This is a genomic window from Oligella urethralis DSM 7531 (assembly GCF_000372065.1).
GTDB classification, from domain to species: domain Bacteria; phylum Pseudomonadota; class Gammaproteobacteria; order Burkholderiales; family Burkholderiaceae_B; genus Oligella; species Oligella urethralis.
Window position 1 is genome coordinate 63,345 of sequence record NZ_AQVB01000006.1, and the last position, 17,245, is coordinate 80,589.

The following is a 17,245-nucleotide window of genomic DNA, read 5'->3' on the forward strand; positions in this document are numbered from 1 at the left end:
GTTTGACAAACGCAGTTTGGGGCTTGAACTTTCATGTTTAAGCCCCATTATGTCTGAATAATAGTCTTTTGATGGGACAGGAATATATGTCAAATACTAATTTATTACCCGAGTCACCAATTACCTTGCCTTTGTTGCCATTGCGCGATGTGGTGATTTTTCCACACATGGTGATCCCACTATTTGTTGGTCGCTCGCGTTCAATTGCAGCCTTAGAGGAGTCGGTGGCACATACGGATAAGCGTATAGTCTTGGTGGCTCAAAAGTCTGCTAATCAGGATGAGCCAGGCCCCGATGATATTTATCAGATGGGCGTGATTGCTAATGTATTGCAGCTATTGAAATTACCTGACGGTACGGTAAAAGTCTTGGTTGAGGGGATTCAACGTGCGCATTTGCAATCGATTGACGATAGTCAGAGTTTTTTTGCGGCTGATGCCCTACCGGTGCTACCCGACGAAGAGGAGCGCCCTGATCTTGAGGCCATGCGTCGCACCATCACAGAGCAATTTGAGCAATATGCCAAGTTTAATAAAAAGTTAGCGCCAGAGCTCGTGTCCTCAGTGGCTTCCACAACGGATGTACATCGCTTAGCCGATTTAATTGCTTCACACTTAGCAATGAAGCAAGAGCAAAAGCAAGAGGCTTTAGAGACCTTAGATGTTAATGCGCGTTTAGAGTTATTGCTGAACCATATCGAGAGTGAAATTGAAATTCTCCAGGTTGAGCGCCGAATCCGCAGTCGCGTTAAAAAGCAGATGGAAAAGAGTCAGCGTGACTACTATTTAAATGAGCAGGTCAAAGCCATTCAAAAGGAATTGGGCGAGGGCGAAGACGGTGCTGATATTGAAGAGTTGGAGCGCAAGATTGAAGCAGCGCGGATGCCGGCTGAAGCCCGCAAAAAGGCTGAGGGTGAATTAAAGAAATTGCGTCTGATGTCACCGATGTCGGCTGAGGCGGGTGTGGTTCGTAATTACATCGAGACCTTAGTTGGCTTACCTTGGAAAAAGCGCAGCAAAATTAATACCTCCTTAGCTGATGCGCAGGCAGTGCTCGATGCGGATCATGCTGGTTTAGAGCGTGTCAAAGAGCGTATTTTAGAGTATCTCGCAGTACAACAACGGGTGGATAAAATTAAGGCGCCGATTTTGTGTTTGGTTGGTCCTCCGGGTGTAGGTAAAACCTCCTTAGGCCAATCCATCGCCAAGGCGACTAACCGTAAGTATGTGCGGATGGCACTCGGTGGTGTGCGTGATGAGGCGGAAATCCGTGGACACCGTCGTACCTATATTGGTGCGATGCCGGGTAAAATTCTGCAAAATATGAGCAAGGTGGGTGTACGTAATCCCTTATTTTTATTGGATGAGATTGATAAGATGGGGATGGACTTCCGTGGTGACCCGTCCTCAGCCTTATTAGAGGTATTGGATCCCGAGCAAAACCACACCTTTCAAGATCACTATGCCGAAGTGGATTACGATTTGTCCGATGTGATGTTCGTAGCCACGAGTAATACGCTGAATATCCCACCGGCCTTATTAGACCGGATGGAGGTGATCCGTCTTTCAGGTTATACCGAAGATGAAAAAGTGGCCATCGCAAGCAATCACTTGATTCCTAAGCTGATGACGAATAACGGTCTTAATGATGGCGAACTCCGTATTGAGGAATCGGCTATCCGTGATGTGGTGCGATACTACACGCGTGAAGCGGGTGTACGTTCATTGGAGCGCGAGATTGGTAAGATTTGCCGCAAGGTGGTTAAGCAAATTGTGAGTGCTGAGGCTAAAGCTAAGAGCACCGCGACAGCCGCCAAAAAAGCGACGAAGGCAGCTGCTAAAAAAGCAGCTAGACCTCAGGCTATTGTGGTGACAGCGGATAACTTATCTGATTTCTTAGGCGTAAGACGCTTTAGCTTTGGTTTGGCCGAAGCTGAGAATCAAGTAGGTCAGGTCACTGGTTTGGCTTGGACTGAGGTGGGCGGTGATTTACTGACCATTGAGGTTGCTGTGGTTAATGGCAAGGGTCAAATTCAGCATACCGGTTCTTTAGGTAATGTCATGAAGGAGTCCATGCAGGCCGCCCGTACCGTGGTCAGAGCGCGTGCGCAACGCTTAGGTTTTGCGGATGGCATTTTCTCTAAAAAGGATATTCATATCCATGTGCCAGAGGGAGCCACACCAAAAGACGGTCCTTCCGCTGGTATTGCCATTACTACCGCCTTGGTTTCTGCGCTCTCCGGTATCCCGGTGCGTGCTGATGTGGCAATGACTGGTGAGGTCACCTTGCGCGGTGAGGTACTAGCCATTGGTGGTCTTAAGGAAAAGCTCTTGGCAGCCTTGCGTGGCGGCATTAAGAAGGTGCTGATTCCTCAGGAAAATGTTAAGGATCTGCAGGAGATCCCTGACAATGTGAAAAGTGGTTTAGAGATCATTCCAGTTAAGTGGATTGATCAGGTGCTTGAGGAGGCCCTTGAGTATATGCCGACCCCTTTAAGTGATGAGGAGATTGAGCAGTTGGCCGCTGAGGCCGCAGCGAGTGCTAAGGTCAGTGGTGCGACAGATGATGCGGAGACGAAGTTAAAGCATTAATGCCTCACTGATAGGGTTAAAAGGTCGAGCGAATCATTTTCCTCGACCTTTAATTTTTGCAGAGTTATTGTGGGGCAGGGAAGCTGCTAGAGCTGCGGATATTCGAGCTACCGCTGGTATTGTTGTTAATAATCGGCGCTGGAAAGGAGCGATTGCCCGTTGGTGCCACGCTAGGTGCCGGGGCAGGGCGGGTTAAATCGGAAATCGCTGCTTGGTTATTAGGGCTGACAGGTGCCGGAAAGCTAGTTGAGCCGCCGCTATCCCGGTCAGGGAATGTTGGCTCAACGATAATCGGTTGTGGGAAGCTACCTTGCTGGCCGCTATCACCAGTATCCGAGTAGGATTGCTCATTGGGTGCGGTCACTACTGGCGAGCCTTGTGGGCTAGGTGGTGCTTGTGGTACTGGGGGCACGGCATTTTGCAAATGTGGGTTGTCATGAATTAACTGACCTGGTGTGCCCATGAGCTCGGCCTCATCATCGCTCGTTTCTTGCTCTGCTGCTTCCTCAGCTTGCTCTGCACTTGCAGGCGCAGTGACGAGGCTGTTCATCGGGTTTTCTGCTGCGGCTTCATCGGCTTCAGCTGGGCTAGTGTCATCCGCTGCTGCACTAGGAGCGTTTGCTTGCTCAACGGTGGTTTCGATTGCAGGCTCTTGATTGTATTTAGGGGCGCGATTCAGAACCCTATAAAAAGAGCTTAAAATAAAAAGAATAATTAAGGCTGAGATGCCGAGTAAGACAAGGGTGGATAGCGATTTTTTCATCATGCATTAAGTAAAAAATCGCCGGCATGCAGAGCCGGCTAATCGATTGAATTATAGTTGGATTTTAGCATACTCGTCGCATTCAATCGCTAAATCACGCGTTCCCGCAGCACAGTGCTGGACTAAGGAAAATAGCGTATTAACAGCCTTTAGGTTTAAAATTCTCTAGTTTAAGTGTTAAAATAGCGAGTGCTAATTTGTGCGAAGATCCTTTTTCTTTGCGGCGCGGATCCTTTGTGTTCGCGTTTTTGTGTTTTAAGGTTCATAATGATTCATATAAGCTTACCCGACGGTTCTATCAAACAGTTTGAGCAACCCGTTACTGTGCATGAGGTCGCTGCCTCTATCGGCTCTGGTCTAGCCAAGGCCGCCTTGGCCGGTAAAATTACCCCTAGCGCTGAGCAGCAGACGAGCAAGACGGAGAGCGAAGGCCGTTTAGTTGATACCAGTTATGTGATCGACGAGGATGTGGCCTTATCGATTATTACGGCCAAGGATGCAGAGGGTTTGGACATTATCCGTCACTCGACTGCGCATTTGATGGCCTATGCAGTACAAGAGCTCTATCCTGAAGCACAGGTGACCATTGGTCCCGTCATTGATAATGGCTTCTATTATGATTTTGCTTATGAGCGTCCTTTTACGCCTGAGGATCTAGCAAAGATTGAAAAGAAAATGCACGAGCTCGCTACCAAGGATGAGGTGGTGACGCGTGAGCTTTGGGATCGCCAAGAGGCGGTAAGTTTTTTTAAGAGCATCGGTGAGGACTATAAGGCTGAGATTATTGCTTCGATTCCTAGCGATGAGCCGATTTCTTTATACCGTGAGGGTGAGTTTATCGACTTATGTCGTGGTCCGCACGTACCTTCAACTGGTAAGCTCAAAGTCTTTAAGTTGATGAAGGTGGCTGGCGCTTACTGGCGTGGTGACTCGAATAACGAGATGTTACAGCGCATTTATGGTACCGCCTGGGCGACGAAGCAGGATCAGGATAATTACTTGCAAATGCTTGAAGAGGCCGAAAAGCGCGATCATCGTAAATTAGGCCGTGAGTTGGACTTATTCCACTTCCAAGACGAGGCGCCAGGACTGATTTTCTGGCACGCCAAGGGTTGGCAAATCTGGCAGCAGGTCGAGCAGTACATGCGTCGTGTTTACGTGGATAATGGCTACCAAGAGGTGAAGGCACCGCAGATTCTTGATGTCTCACTGTGGAAAAAGACTGGTCACTGGGACAACTATCAGGATAATATGTTCACCACCGAGTCGGAGAACCGTGTCTACGGATTAAAGCCGATGAACTGTCCGGGCCATGTGCAGATTTTTAATTCAGGCTTACACTCCTATCGTGAGTTACCGATTCGCTATGGTGAGTTCGGTCAATGTCACCGTAATGAGCCCTCTGGCTCACTGCACGGTTTGATGCGGGTGCGCGGCTTTACCCAGGATGACGGGCATATTTTCTGTACTGAGGAGCAGTTGCAGGAGGAATGTGCTAAGTTTACCGAATTGCTGCAGCAGGTTTACCGTGATTTTGGCTTTACCGAGGTATTATTTAAGGTAGCAACACGACCTGAAAAGCGTATTGGTAGCGATGAGGTATGGGATAAGTCCGAAGCGGCCTTGATGGAGAGTTTAAAGAAATCCGGTTGTGAGTTTGAAATTTCACCGGGTGAGGGCGCTTTCTACGGTCCTAAGATTGAGTATACACTGAGAGATGCTATCGGTCGTCACTGGCAGTGCGGTACAATTCAGGTAGACTTCTCCATGCCTAAGCGTTTGGGTGCGGAGTTTGTGGCTGCCGATGATACGCGCCAGACCCCGGTGATGCTACACCGTGCTATCCTAGGTTCTTTAGAGCGCTTTATTGGGATGTTGATTGAGCATTATGCCGGTGCCATGCCACCGTGGTTGGCCCCTGAGCATGTTCGGGTCTGTACCATTTCAGGTCAGTACGATGACTATGCCATGGCAGTGGTAGCACGTCTCAAGGACATGGGTTTCCGTGCCTCGGCGGATATTCGTAACGAGAAAATCAACAAAAAAGTGCGTGAAAATGCCATGCAAAAAATCCCTTATATTTTAGTGGTAGGGGAAAAAGAACGAGACGAGGGTACCGTCTCTGTACGTGCCCGCGGTAACCACAATTTAGGTGTGATGCCGGTCGAAGATTTTATTCAGCGATTAGCTGATGATATTGCTTTAAAGCGTGATGTGACCGTTTAAAGCAGCTAGTTTAATTAATAACGTATTAGGAGATATTAATATCGCAACTGATAAACAACACCGCACCAATACGGATATTCGTGCCCCTGAGGTTCGTTTAATTGACGTTGAAGGTGAGCAGTTAGGCATTGTTAAGATTCAAGAGGCATTGCGCCAGGCCGAAGAGGTCGGTTTAGATTTAGTGGAAATTTCACCAAATGCTAAGCCCCCCGTTTGTCGTCTGATGGACTATGGTAAGTTCCGTTATCAAGAACAAAAGCGTCAACAAGAAGCCCGCGCCAAGCAGAAAGTAATTCAACTCAAAGAGGTTAAGTTCCGTCCGGCAACGGATGAGGGCGACTTTCAGGTTAAATTACGTAATGTCAAACGTTTCTTAACAGATGGTGATAAGGTCAAAGTAAGCCTTCGCTTCCGTGGCCGCGAGATGGCGCATCAGGAGCTGGGTTTACAAATGTTGCACCGAGTGCGTGATGAGGTGGTTGATCTTGGTACACCAGAATCGATGCCCAAATTAGAAGGGCGTCAGATGGTGATGATCCTAAGCCCAGGTGGCGCTAAGAAGTAGTTTAGCGTTTAGCTTTAATGCTGCCGACATTAAGCTATCTTGTCACAAGCGATTTTATGCGATTAGCCCTAGTCCCTACGTATTTTGTTAGGGACTAAGGCTTATTTTTTGCTATCCGCTTTTATAAGCGATTTGAGGACGAATTGTGCATATTTTATTTATTATTGACCCGATTGAGAAATTAAGCGCTTATAAAGACAGTTCTGTTGCCATGATGCGGGCGTTATTGGCGCGTGGTCATCAGCTAAGCTATTGTTTACAAGGTGATTTATACCTACTTAATGGTAAGGTCTTGACCTCAGCCCAAGGCATAGAGATTCCTGCGGATGCAGATTTGCATCAAGCACATTGGTGGCGTCTTAGCGGCTCAAGGGTAGAAGCTGAGCTGGCTCAGTTTGATGCTGTCTTAATGCGTAAGGATCCGCCTTTTGATTTAGAGTATTTATATAGTACGCATCTTTTTGATTTGGCGGCAGCGCAGGGAGCACGTATTTTCAATAGCGGTTCGGCTTTGCGTAATCATCCCGAGAAGTTAGCAATTGCTGAATTTCCAGAGTACACCGCAGCGACCCTAGTGAGTCGCTCGATGGATCGTTTACGTGCTTTTTATGATGAGCATCAGGATATCGTGATTAAGCCCTTGGATGGCATGGGCGGGAGCGGTATTTTCCGAGTCAAGCCAAATGACGGTAATTTTAGTACGATGATCGAAATGCTGACTGTTAATGGCGCGCAGAGCATTATGGCGCAGCAATTTATTCCTGCCATTAGCGAGGGTGATAAGCGTATTCTTATTATTAACGGGGAGCCGATTCCCTATGTGTTGGCACGTATTCCCAAAGCTGGCGAGCATCGCGGTAATTTAGCAGCCGGTGGACGTGGTGTGGCGCAACCGATAAGTGAGCATGATAGGGCCATGGCCAAGGATGTGGCTAAACGTCTGCATGGTCGGGGTTTATTCCTGATCGGTCTAGATGTGATCGGTAAGCATATCACGGAGATTAATGTTACTAGTCCAACGTGTTTTGTTGAAATTACGGAGCAGACAGATTTCCACGTGGGCAATCATTTTGCCGAGCAATTGGAACAAGTCCTATCATCCTAAGAGGTATCTTATGGTTCGTATTGCGATCGTTGCCCATGAGCCCATGGCATCGGCCTTGATGGATGTGGCTTTGCATGTATTTCCTGAAACCACAGATATTTATCCTTTTGATATTCAGGCAAATTGCTGCCCAGATGCCGTCAGTGAGCTGATTTTTGATGCGCTTTATGATATGGATGTGCGCAAGGTCTTGATTTTGACTGATTTATGCGGTGCCACACCAGCTAATATCGCCGTGCGGATTGCTAGTAAGTTAAATGAGCATGCAGTACCCACTGAGTTACTCGGGGGGGTAAATGCCGGCATGGTCCTATCAGCGATTGCCTATCGGGCACATGCGTTGCCCGAACTTACGCAAAAGGTGATTGAGGGTGGTATTAAGAGTATTCGTAGTTTGGTTGAGGCCAGAGCCGATTAATTGATTTTCACAAGCGAATCGTAACTATGCAGACAGTTGATATTGTTATTAGTAATAAATTAGGATTACACGCCAGAGCCGCGGCTAAATTGACGCAATTGGCATCGAGCTTTAATAGTGAGGTTTTTATTCGTCGTGGCGAGCTACGAGTGAATGCTAAAAGCATTATGGGAGTGATGATGTTAGCAGCGGGTAAGGGCGTGACCATCACGCTAGAGGTCGAAGGTGAGGATGCTGAGACTGCTGTGAGCGCGATTAAGCAGCTATTTGATGATAAATTCGGCGAAGGTGAATAGTCCTATGGTAGTTAAAAGCATCGTGCAGGAGTTTTAATGGAGAGTTTGGCCACAGGCAAAGCGACGCTATTGCTTAAAGGAAAGGGTGTCTCCAAAGGGGTTGTGATTGGTCGCGCCATTATCGTGGATGAGAGCGATTTAGAAATTCCCCATTACTATCTTAATGCCACTCAGTTAGATGCCGAATGTGAGCGTCTCGATCGTGCCATTCAAGCGGTTTATGATGAACTGGAGCAGTTACAGCGTGAACTTCCTCAGGACGCGCCAAAGGAGCTTGCTCCCTTATTGAATGTGCATAGTTTATTAGTCAGTGATCCGATGCTGGCGAAAGAGTGTAAAGTCTTAATTCGTGACAATGCCTATAATGCCGAATGGGCGTTGAGTGCTCAGGGGCAGCATTTAGCGCATCAATTTGAGGCGATGGATGACGCCTATTTACGTGAACGGGCCTTAGATATTCGACAAGTCATTGAGTTAGTTATCAATGAGTTGCAGGGTGGTGGTAATAAGCCCATGGATCTGGTGTCCAAAATTTCCGAAGGGGTTTCCACGATTGTAGTGGCGCGTGATATTACCCCTGCTGAGATGGTTAAACTGCGTGCTGCACACTTTGCTGGCTTTATTACCGATATTGGGGGACCTACCTCACACACGGCCATTGTGGCGAGAAGTATGGGTGTACCAGCGGTCTGTGGTGCGACCAATGCGCGTCATCTCATTCATGATCATGATTTAATTGTGATTGATGGTGAAAGTGGTGATATTGTTGTTAATCCCTCAGCCGAGGTTTTACGTTTTTATCAGGCTAAAGAAGAGCGTCTACTAGAGGATCGTTCACAGCTTTGGGAAAATCGCTTATTGCCTGCCATGAGTCTTGATGAGCAAAGCATCACCATTCTCGGTAATATTGAAAATCCGGAAGAAGCAGGTGAGGTATTGGCTCAGGGTGGTCAGGGTATTGGTTTATATCGTACCGAATTTCTTTTTATGGGTAATCGTGAGGGCCTGCCCTCAGAGGATGAGCAATATGAGGCCTATGCCTCTGTTTTAATCCAAATGCAGACTAAGCCAGTGACCATTCGTACCTTGGATTTAGGCTACGATAAAAATATGCAAGGTGAGTTTTCCTCTGCGGTGAATCCAGCCTTGGGGCTACGCGCGGTGCGTTATTGCTTAGCGCAGCCGGAGATGTTTTTGAGTCAGCTCAAGGCCTTACTGCGTGCTGCAAGGCATGGTCATCTTAAGATTTTAATTCCTATGATTGCTAATCATCAGGAAATAGTCGCTGTTAAAAATTCATTGCAAGAGGCTGCTCATCGTTTAAGGGTTGAGGGTAAGGACTTTAGCGAGGACTATGAGCTAGGCGTGATGATAGAAATACCAGCAGTGGCCTATGTGGTGGATTTAATCTTGGCTGAGGTGGACTTTGTTTCTATTGGGACCAATGATTTAATCCAATATATGTTGGCAATTGATCGCATTGATAGTGATGTGGCGCATTTATTTGATCCCTTACATCCGGCTGTGGTGCGGATGATTGCACACGTCATTGATACTGGTCTGAGTATGAATAAGTCGGTGTCGATTTGTGGTGAAATGGCAGGCGATAGTTTGTATACGCGCTTATTACTTGGTTTAGGCTTAAAGGAATTTTCCATGAGCCCTAAGCAAATCCCTGAGGTGAAGCATATTATTCGCCAAAGTCATATTGCGCAGACGCGTCAGCGAGTTACGCGCAGCTTGAAGCAACACCCACGGCTTGAGCTGGATGCGCATGGCTTTATTGTGTAATGCTCTGTTATGTAATACGGTCTTGGCGGTAGTGTAGTTAATCAATGAGGCCCGGCGTCTTATGGAGACACCGGGCTTTAATGTTGAGCCAATGAATGGATCGTGCTTAAGTAGCGATTACCAAGCGTAGTTGATACTGGCACTACCGCCAACACCACCACGACCAGAGCCGGTGACGGCACCTTTTAAGAGCCACTTACCATTATCTGAAATGGTGGATACGCCAAGTGCATAACCCGTTTCACCGCGCCAAACACCGCTACCTAAAGAGACCATATTTTGGCCTGGTTGGTACGGTTGACCCAGACCAGCCACGGCAATGGCTGCGGCTGTACCAGCGTTTGAATCACGACGAACTTTTTCGATATTGCGTTGTAAAGCGTTGTAGCCATTGCTAAGGTTTCTCGTCAACTCCTTAACCTGACCCAGGGTGGCGGCATCGCTATCCTCTTTGGCTGGTCCTACGTTAGTGATACGGTTACCGCCCATATTCACTGTGGTGCCAGGATTGACTGTCAGGTGATCCGTGATACTGATACCACCCTCAGCCTGTACTTCACCAGAAAATTTTGGTGAGTCCGCCATCTGAATCTCAAGTTTATCGCCAGAGGCTACCGTGGTCACATTGATGGTGGAATATGTCGAATCAGCACGAGCAGCACCCCCTACGATATTTAGGGTTTGACCTAGTTCACGAGCAACAAGACCATCGTTGCCTGCGAATTTTAAGCCATCACTTAAGGTGGCTACTTGTTGCTCCTTACCATCTGGGGTGGTGTACACAATGCGTGTCATGGTTTCACCATCCTTGCCGTTAATACCTGGCTTGCCATCTTTGACACGGATAACTGCTTCTGGACTCTTACCATCCGCACCGGCTGGACCAGTTAAACCGATGGAACCGTCCTTGCCGTTAATAGCGACACCAGACTTACCGTCCGCACCTTTAACCCCGATGCTGCCGTCCTTGCCGTCTTTACCATCTTTACCCGGACCGCCAATAAGTATATCGTTAGAAAAGCCCACTTCTAAGGCTTTTTTACCATCAGCCGTATCAATCACTGTGGTGGTGATACCACCGGCGCCAACAATTTGGGCTGTTGTGTCGAGATCTTGCTTGAACTCCTTGTTGTTCTCATCGCTTAGACCAAATTGGCCACCGGCATTACCAGTGCCGCCATTACCACCACTATTGTAAAGATTTTTTAATTCATCATATACCGTCTGTAATTGCAGTACGTTAACAGCATCCGTATCATTGATACCGCCTTGTACATTAATGATACGACGGGGAGTAGTGTTGGGTGCACCCTTGTACATTGAACCGCTTCTGCCAACTGAAACTACGCCAATCGCTCCCTCATTAACATCGACGTTTGAGAACTTTGTTTTTCCGCCAGTCACAATATCGGATGCTGTTACTTCTGAACGATAGCCTAAGGCCGTAGAGAAATTAGCTGAAGCTGTGCTTAAAGGACCGATGGAAGAAGAGCCATGAGCGGTGGCAGCAGAGAAAGTCCCGAACGCTGTAGCAAATTGGCTAGAAGCCCTGGTACCAGCACCTACCGCTGTCGCCCGACCTTCAGTTGTCAAGGCCTCTGCACCTTGACCTATTGCTAGCGAGAGTCGGCCATCTACCGCTGAACGTGAACCTATTGCAACATTCTGTATAGCTCCTGTTGATCTGGCTCCATGACCAATCGCAATTGATTCCTCTTTCTCGGCTTTGACATCATCACCTATCGCTAGGGAGTAGCTGTCTTTAGCATCAGCATTAATACCGATGGCGATGGATTGTGAACCTTGGGATTGACTACCAGAACCAAAAGCGATGGATTTATAACCCGTTGCCTTGGTTTGTCTTTGTTCTAGAATTTTATCATCATCTCTCCAGGCTGAGCCTAGTGCTATAGACTGACGAGCTGTGGCCTCTGCACCTGTACCAATGGCAATGGCGCCTCTCTTGGTTTCGCTTTCATCTTTAATACCCGCTTTTGCATCTGTACCTAAGGCAATGGCATCATGAGCAAAAGCTTTTGCAGAGCGGCCAATGCTTGTACTACGTTTGATACGCTTTTGATCAGAGCTAAGCAAGCCAGCGCCAGCACTATCACCTATGGCAATATTAAAATCCCCATATACTTGACCACCGGCAAAAGCACCAATAGCAACATTTCGGCTGCCTTTTACTTGCAAGCCAGACAGTGCCCCCATGGCAGTATTGGCACTACCCTTTGTTTGTTTACCCGCTAGCTGTCCAATTCCTACGTTTAAATCACCCGTAACACCAAGACCTGCATCATTACCAATACCAATATTATGGCCTTTTGCTTTGATGTAACCCGGAAAGCCTGTGGCAGACGCCTTGGAATTATTACCAGCATTTAAGCCAATGTAGATATTCTGTGGCGAAGGATTATCCTGCGTACCGATGTTATTGCCTGCCTTGGAGCCGATGACAATATTATGATCGCCAAATGAATTTTGACCGCTGAGACCACCAATGCTAGTAAAGCGTACACCCTCGGAACCCTTGCCGGCATCCTTACCAAGGCTGACAGCATCCTGACCCTTAGCTTGAGATTCAGAACCAATCGCCACTGCTCCTACGGTATGGGTTTGGGCTTGGTAGCCAATCGCCACAGTTCGTCTTGCTTTGGCTTGGGCTTCTTCACCGATAACGATTGCTTCAAAAGCATCGGTAGCAACAGTTGCCTTTTTACCAATGCTAATGCTGCCTTTAGCTAACGCTTCGGCGCCATTACCGATGGTGATGCTATTGTTACCAGGGGGAGTGGATTCAAACTTCGTTTTACAGTTCTTGCCTACCTCACCATCAATCAAGTAAGAGCATTCTTTAGTAGCATCATCACCCGTTAAGATGATGTTTAAAGGAGCCGCCACTACTTGAGCGCCCCATGCCAAGGCAATACCTGCGGCTAAGGTGGTGACGGCAAAACTAAATTGCATTTTCAGTCCAGAGCCTACGTTGCTGCTATTTTTCTTAGCCTTTGCGATAGTAAACTCAGGTGCAGCAACCCAAGCACCAAGCGATTCGTTATAAATTGAACGATAGATCTTATTCATAAAAAATTCTCCAGACGAATTTTATCCACAGCAAATCTCGCCATTTACTGCTTAAACACTAAAGTAAAAAAGCGCCAATGCACGCTAGCGAATACGCAACCCCAATTGAGGCTGAGAGGTAGGAGTAAATTTTAAATTACTTGACAAACAAAAAAACCTTTTATTTAGTCTAGTCATGAAGTGAGGGATTATGCTAGGGTTGGATGGAGCTTTTACATTATTGTTACATTTATACCTACAAAAGCCATCATTATGTATGATAAAAACAACAAATCAAAAAAAATTCATTTGATCGCAACCAAGCATAGCATTTTTTTGCAATAAAAAACCGGAATCTCCATTAAAAGAAATTCCGGCTTTGAGCTGTGAGCTTAGCACCTAAATGGCGCTAGTGGCTATGCTATTAGGATGTTAGTAGTGACTCTTCCTTAAAGCTATGGCCTAAGTGCACATCTTCCATGATGCCTTGAGGGTCCTTGCCAGTTAGTAAATAGTGCAAGGTATCGTAGACCGAGCGTCTTTCATGACCAAAGGGTAGGGGATCCTTGCCGCGGAAGAAGAGCCCTTTACGTAAGTCACCGTTAAATGCGTCAATTAAGCGATCGTCGATACAGAACTGACCAATTTTGGAAATACCGTCACGTAGACCACACACACTTAAGCAGTTCACATCATTACGACAACGACGTTGATCCGCTTTGGCCGCACCCTGTAAACGCTCAACGTTTTGTAAATACTTTTGTAGGAAAGGGGTCATCACGGCACGAGCAGGTAAGCCGGCCACTGAAATAAACTCCACCACATCCTCAGGATTAGCGCCTACCAAGGTTTCTTTAAAGTTTTCGTGGGCATCACCCTCGTGCGTGACCGCAAAGGCCGTGCCGATTTGCACTGCATTAGCGCCCCATGTTTTAAGGGCAGTGTGGATTTTCTTAACCTTGGCCATGCCGCCCGCAAGAATTAAAGGGATTTTTTCACTTTCTAAGCCAAGATTTTTGAAAACTTCTAAAGTCTCCTCAATAACACGGCTGAACGTAAAGCGATCGTTACCTAGGTCGGTTAATTGCGTGGCACCTAAGTGACCACCAGCGTGGTTAGGGTGCTCAATTACAATGGCATCAGGTAAGCGATTTTTCTTCATCCAGCGCTTTAAGACAATATTAATACCACGGGACTCGGACAAAATAGGAAATAAGCACACATCCGGATGGTCTACCGTCAGATCAGGTAGGTCGGTAGGGATACCAGCGCCCATCACAATGGCATTTGCACCGGATTCACATGCTTGTTTCACTAAAACCTCATAGTCGGTTACCGCCTTCATGACGTTAACCGCAATCATGCCTTTACCTTCAGAGAGCTCAAGCGCTTTCTTTACCTCTCGGTCAAGCGCAATAAGATTTAAACGTGTGTGCTTGTCCTTGTGTGCATCTCGATTAGACTCTTCAAGTAAGTCCGGATGAAGATGGCGTAAATCAATACTCGCAATGGTTCCAATCGCCCCTTGGCGTGCTACGGCACTGGAAAGGCTGCTGGCAGAAATACCCACACCCATACCTCCTTGCACGATAGGGAGTAGTTTTTTGCCGCGAATAATTAGTGGATCATAAGGGTGTTGCATCAAAGTTTTTACCTTTATTGAGAACCGACGTATAAATAAGTTGCTAAGCGTTTGTCAATTGTTTGTATTGCTTTAATCTCAGTCTGCCTATTTTAGTGCTTTTGCTACGGTTCTACAGTAATTAGCGTCGTATCGTGAGAAAGAATCTACTCTCTAATACCCGACTAAAATAGTGCGATATATTAAGGCTATATTGTATCTTAGCATTTTAACGCTAAGTTGACGATATATATTGGGAATTTATCGGCTTATCAACTAGGGCATAAGCGAAGAATGGTGTAATAACAACGAAAAATATCCGTCGCTTAGTATGAGTTAATGCATTGTAGCTTTCATTACTTTAAAAGTAAATAAATATTGCTATTAATAAGCAATAGCAATAATCGTTTGAACTTATACCATGCCTCATTAAAATTAGTTCATCAAATGTTGTACTAACAATTTATCCTAGAGAGGGGATAGTTATGAAAGCCAAGAAATTAACCTTATTAGCCGCTATTTTATCTGCCTTTGCATTAACTGCGTGTGATAAAGCTGAGGATAAAGCAGCACCAGCGACACCACCAGCCACTGAAGCACCTGCAAGCACGACCGCACCTGCCACCTCGACAGACTCTACGGCCGATGCTACTAAACCGGACACAGAGATGAACCAAGCAGATAAAGCAGCGCAACCGAAGTCTGATACCGCTGAGAAAGTTGAAGAAAAAATCGAATCTGCTAAGGAAGCGACCGCAGAGGCTTTAGAATCGGCCAAAGAGTCCACAGCTGAGGCCTTAGATTCAGCGAAAGAAAGCGCTAAAGATATGATGGAAAGCGCCCGTGAAAAAACAGCTGAAGCGGGCGATAAAATTAAGGAAGTAACCGCCGAAGCCAAAGAAAAAACAGCTGAAGCCGGTGAAAAAATTAAGGAAGCCACTGCCGAAGCCAAAGACAAGGCTGACGAGGCCGTTGAAAATGTACGTCAAAGCTTTAGTGGCGAGACCGGCGTTGATGCAAGCGTTGACCCTAAGGGGCCGATTGAGCCTAGCGTGACGACACCTGCTGCCACAACGGATATGAACAATACACAGGAGTCTGCACCTAAGCCTAGTGATAATCCAGATTTAGTGGGTCAAGTCATTAAAGAGCAAGAGGAAAATAAAGAAAAGAAAATTGAGACTCAACCCGTTGAGCCAGTAGCAGCGCAACAATCAGAGGCTGAAAAAGCCTTAGAAGAGGTTAAGGAAGCCGGCGTTAAAGTACGCGATGCGGTTCAGGAAAATGTCAAAAAAGCGGAAGATGCTATTAGCAACAGCACCCAGGAATCTACTACAGCACCAGTTGAAACGGACTCCCAAGCAGGTACTATAAAACCACAGCAATAGTGTCCGCATTCTTTTGATAAGATTAGGTCCCGAGTTGTGTTAAGTCGCCTCGGGACTTTTTTTCATTTAAAATGGACGTGATAGGTTTTTAAATAAGGATGTACGATGAAAGCTCAGTCATTTTTTGAAGAGTTCCAAAAGGGGATTCAGGATTTAATTGCTAAAAGCCCAGCCGCTGATATTGAGAAAAATGTCAAAGCCTTTATGGCGCAAGGTTTTTCCAGATTGGATCTAGTGACTCGTGAGGAGTTTGATGTACAGGTTGCGATGGTAGAAAAGCTCCGTCAGCGTATTACTGCCTTAGAAGCCTTATTGGCTGAAAGGGATCAACACGAGAACAAGACTTCGCCAACAGAGGATTAAGTTGTGACTGGCCGTTAGCTAGACACGGCGTTGAGGCATACAAAGCAAAGGGGCTGGATTTGATATCAGCCCCTTTACTTGTTAGTAGCTTGAAGACAATCAGTTATCAAAGAAGTTTAGCACCGCATCTAAACCACTATGATTGATGCTAAAACGCGCTGCTTCTTGTACCTTAGGTTTAGCCATATAAGCCACGGAATAATGCACCTGAGACATCATCGGTAGGTCATTGGAGCCGTCACCAATGGCAATACACTGCTCGGGACTGGCACCTAATTGCTCCATTAGCGCAGCGAGGTAATTTTTCTTGGCTGCACCATCCAGAATATCGCCTAACACGCGACCACTGAGTTTATTATCCAGTACTTCCAATTGATTAGCATAGGCGTAGTCTAGCTTTAGTCGCTCTTTCAGGCGTGAGGTAAAGAAGGTAAAGCCACCGGATACTAAAAGGGTGGTAATACCATGCTTTTGTGCTGTTTCAATCAGCCTTTCAGCGCCGGGGTTTAAGCGTAAAATATCGCTATAAATCGTTTGCAGGCAATCGGCTGAGGTGCCTTCGAGTAGGGCCACTCGTTTGAGCAGGCTTTCGCTGAAGTTTTTAATTTCACCACGCATGGTGGCTTCGGTGATTTCTGCGACTTCCTTTTTGCGCCCAGCACAACCGGCAATTTCGTCAATACACTCAATATTGATAAGGGTAGAATCCATATCCATGGCGAGGATCTTAATATCGCTTAGTGAACGCAGTTGATCCAGCACGGCCCAATCTACTTTGTGTTGTGTGCACCATTGCTTAATCTCAGCTAATTGAGATTCATTGAAACCGTTTAAACGAATAACATGATTACGCACCTGAATCACTTGCTCGGCTTCTGCAATGGCAGCGATTTGTTCACGCAACTGTGAGTCTAAAATCGGTGACTGTAAAACCAAGTATCTCATTGACGCTTTCCTTGAAGATAAGATGTGTTTAGTAATAGCTCATTCTAGCGCAGGCACAGTAAAGGAATATTAATTATGCCTGGCTAGCCTAATCTGGTAAGTAATTC

13 protein-coding genes are annotated in these 17,245 nt (G+C 46.5%); 9 read left to right on the forward strand and 4 right to left on the reverse strand.

The window, feature by feature from the left end; genetic code table 11:
• The first annotated feature begins 86 nt into the window (after positions 1–86).
• Positions 87–2,591, forward strand: a complete 2,505-nt coding sequence (gene lon / locus A3GA_RS0105110; RefSeq protein ID WP_018026316.1) for an endopeptidase La — start codon at positions 87–89, stop codon at positions 2,589–2,591.
• Between the two features lie 64 nt (positions 2,592–2,655).
• Here lon and A3GA_RS0105115 read toward each other — a convergent pair whose 3' ends face one another.
• A complete protein-coding gene (locus tag A3GA_RS0105115) occupies positions 2,656–3,357 on the reverse strand; it encodes a hypothetical protein (protein WP_018026317.1) in 702 nt (233 codons plus the stop codon).
• A gap of 264 nt (positions 3,358–3,621) precedes the next feature.
• Between A3GA_RS0105115 and thrS the strand changes: the two genes are divergently transcribed.
• The 6 genes from thrS to ptsP all read left to right on the forward strand — a co-directional run bounded on the left by thrS (position 3,622) and on the right by ptsP (position 9,755).
• Positions 3,622–5,580, forward strand: a complete 1,959-nt coding sequence (thrS, locus tag A3GA_RS0105120) for a threonine--tRNA ligase (protein ID WP_018026318.1) — start codon at positions 3,622–3,624, stop codon at positions 5,578–5,580.
• 13 nt (positions 5,581–5,593) lie between these two features.
• Positions 5,594–6,145 (forward strand): translation initiation factor IF-3, encoded by a 552-nt coding sequence (infC, locus tag A3GA_RS0105125; protein WP_244264046.1) that lies wholly within the window; start codon positions 5,594–5,596, stop codon positions 6,143–6,145.
• Between the two features lie 145 nt (positions 6,146–6,290).
• Positions 6,291–7,250: a glutathione synthase gene (gene gshB / locus A3GA_RS0105130; RefSeq protein ID WP_018026320.1), complete on the forward strand. Its 960-nt coding sequence runs from the start codon at positions 6,291–6,293 to the stop codon at positions 7,248–7,250.
• Between the two features lie 10 nt (positions 7,251–7,260).
• On the forward strand, positions 7,261–7,668 hold the full coding sequence (locus A3GA_RS0105135; RefSeq protein WP_018026321.1) for a PTS sugar transporter subunit IIA: 408 nt from the start codon (positions 7,261–7,263) through the stop codon (positions 7,666–7,668).
• A 26-nt stretch (positions 7,669–7,694) separates the two neighbouring features.
• Entirely contained in the window at positions 7,695–7,964 is a 270-nt protein-coding gene (locus A3GA_RS0105140; protein ID WP_018026322.1) for an HPr family phosphocarrier protein, read from the forward strand.
• A gap of 36 nt (positions 7,965–8,000) precedes the next feature.
• Positions 8,001–9,755, forward strand: coding sequence for a phosphoenolpyruvate--protein phosphotransferase (ptsP, locus tag A3GA_RS0105145; protein WP_018026323.1), 1,755 nt, complete (start codon positions 8,001–8,003; stop codon positions 9,753–9,755).
• 117 nt (positions 9,756–9,872) lie between these two features.
• On the opposite strand, the gene A3GA_RS0105150 is transcribed toward ptsP, so the two are convergent.
• The gene (locus tag A3GA_RS0105150; RefSeq protein WP_018026324.1) at positions 9,873–12,842 is read right to left on the reverse strand and encodes a YadA-like family protein; all 2,970 of its coding nucleotides are present in this window, start codon (positions 12,840–12,842) and stop codon (positions 9,873–9,875) included.
• 403 nt (positions 12,843–13,245) lie between these two features.
• On the reverse strand, positions 13,246–14,463 hold the full coding sequence (locus A3GA_RS0105155) for an NAD(P)H-dependent flavin oxidoreductase (RefSeq protein ID WP_018026325.1): 1,218 nt from the start codon (positions 14,461–14,463) through the stop codon (positions 13,246–13,248).
• A gap of 464 nt (positions 14,464–14,927) precedes the next feature.
• Between A3GA_RS0105155 and A3GA_RS11805 the strand changes: the two genes are divergently transcribed.
• Both A3GA_RS11805 and A3GA_RS0105165 read left to right on the forward strand, forming a co-directional pair.
• Positions 14,928–15,830, forward strand: a complete 903-nt coding sequence (locus A3GA_RS11805; protein WP_018026326.1) for a prolipoprotein diacylglyceryl transferase — start codon at positions 14,928–14,930, stop codon at positions 15,828–15,830.
• 105 nt (positions 15,831–15,935) lie between these two features.
• A complete protein-coding gene (locus A3GA_RS0105165) occupies positions 15,936–16,193 on the forward strand; it encodes an accessory factor UbiK family protein (protein ID WP_018026327.1) in 258 nt (85 codons plus the stop codon).
• Positions 16,194–16,292: 99 nt separating this feature from the next.
• On the opposite strand, the gene serB is transcribed toward A3GA_RS0105165, so the two are convergent.
• Positions 16,293–17,138 (reverse strand): phosphoserine phosphatase SerB, encoded by an 846-nt coding sequence (gene serB / locus A3GA_RS0105170; protein ID WP_018026328.1) that lies wholly within the window; start codon positions 17,136–17,138, stop codon positions 16,293–16,295.
• Positions 17,139–17,245: the final 107 nt, after the last annotated feature.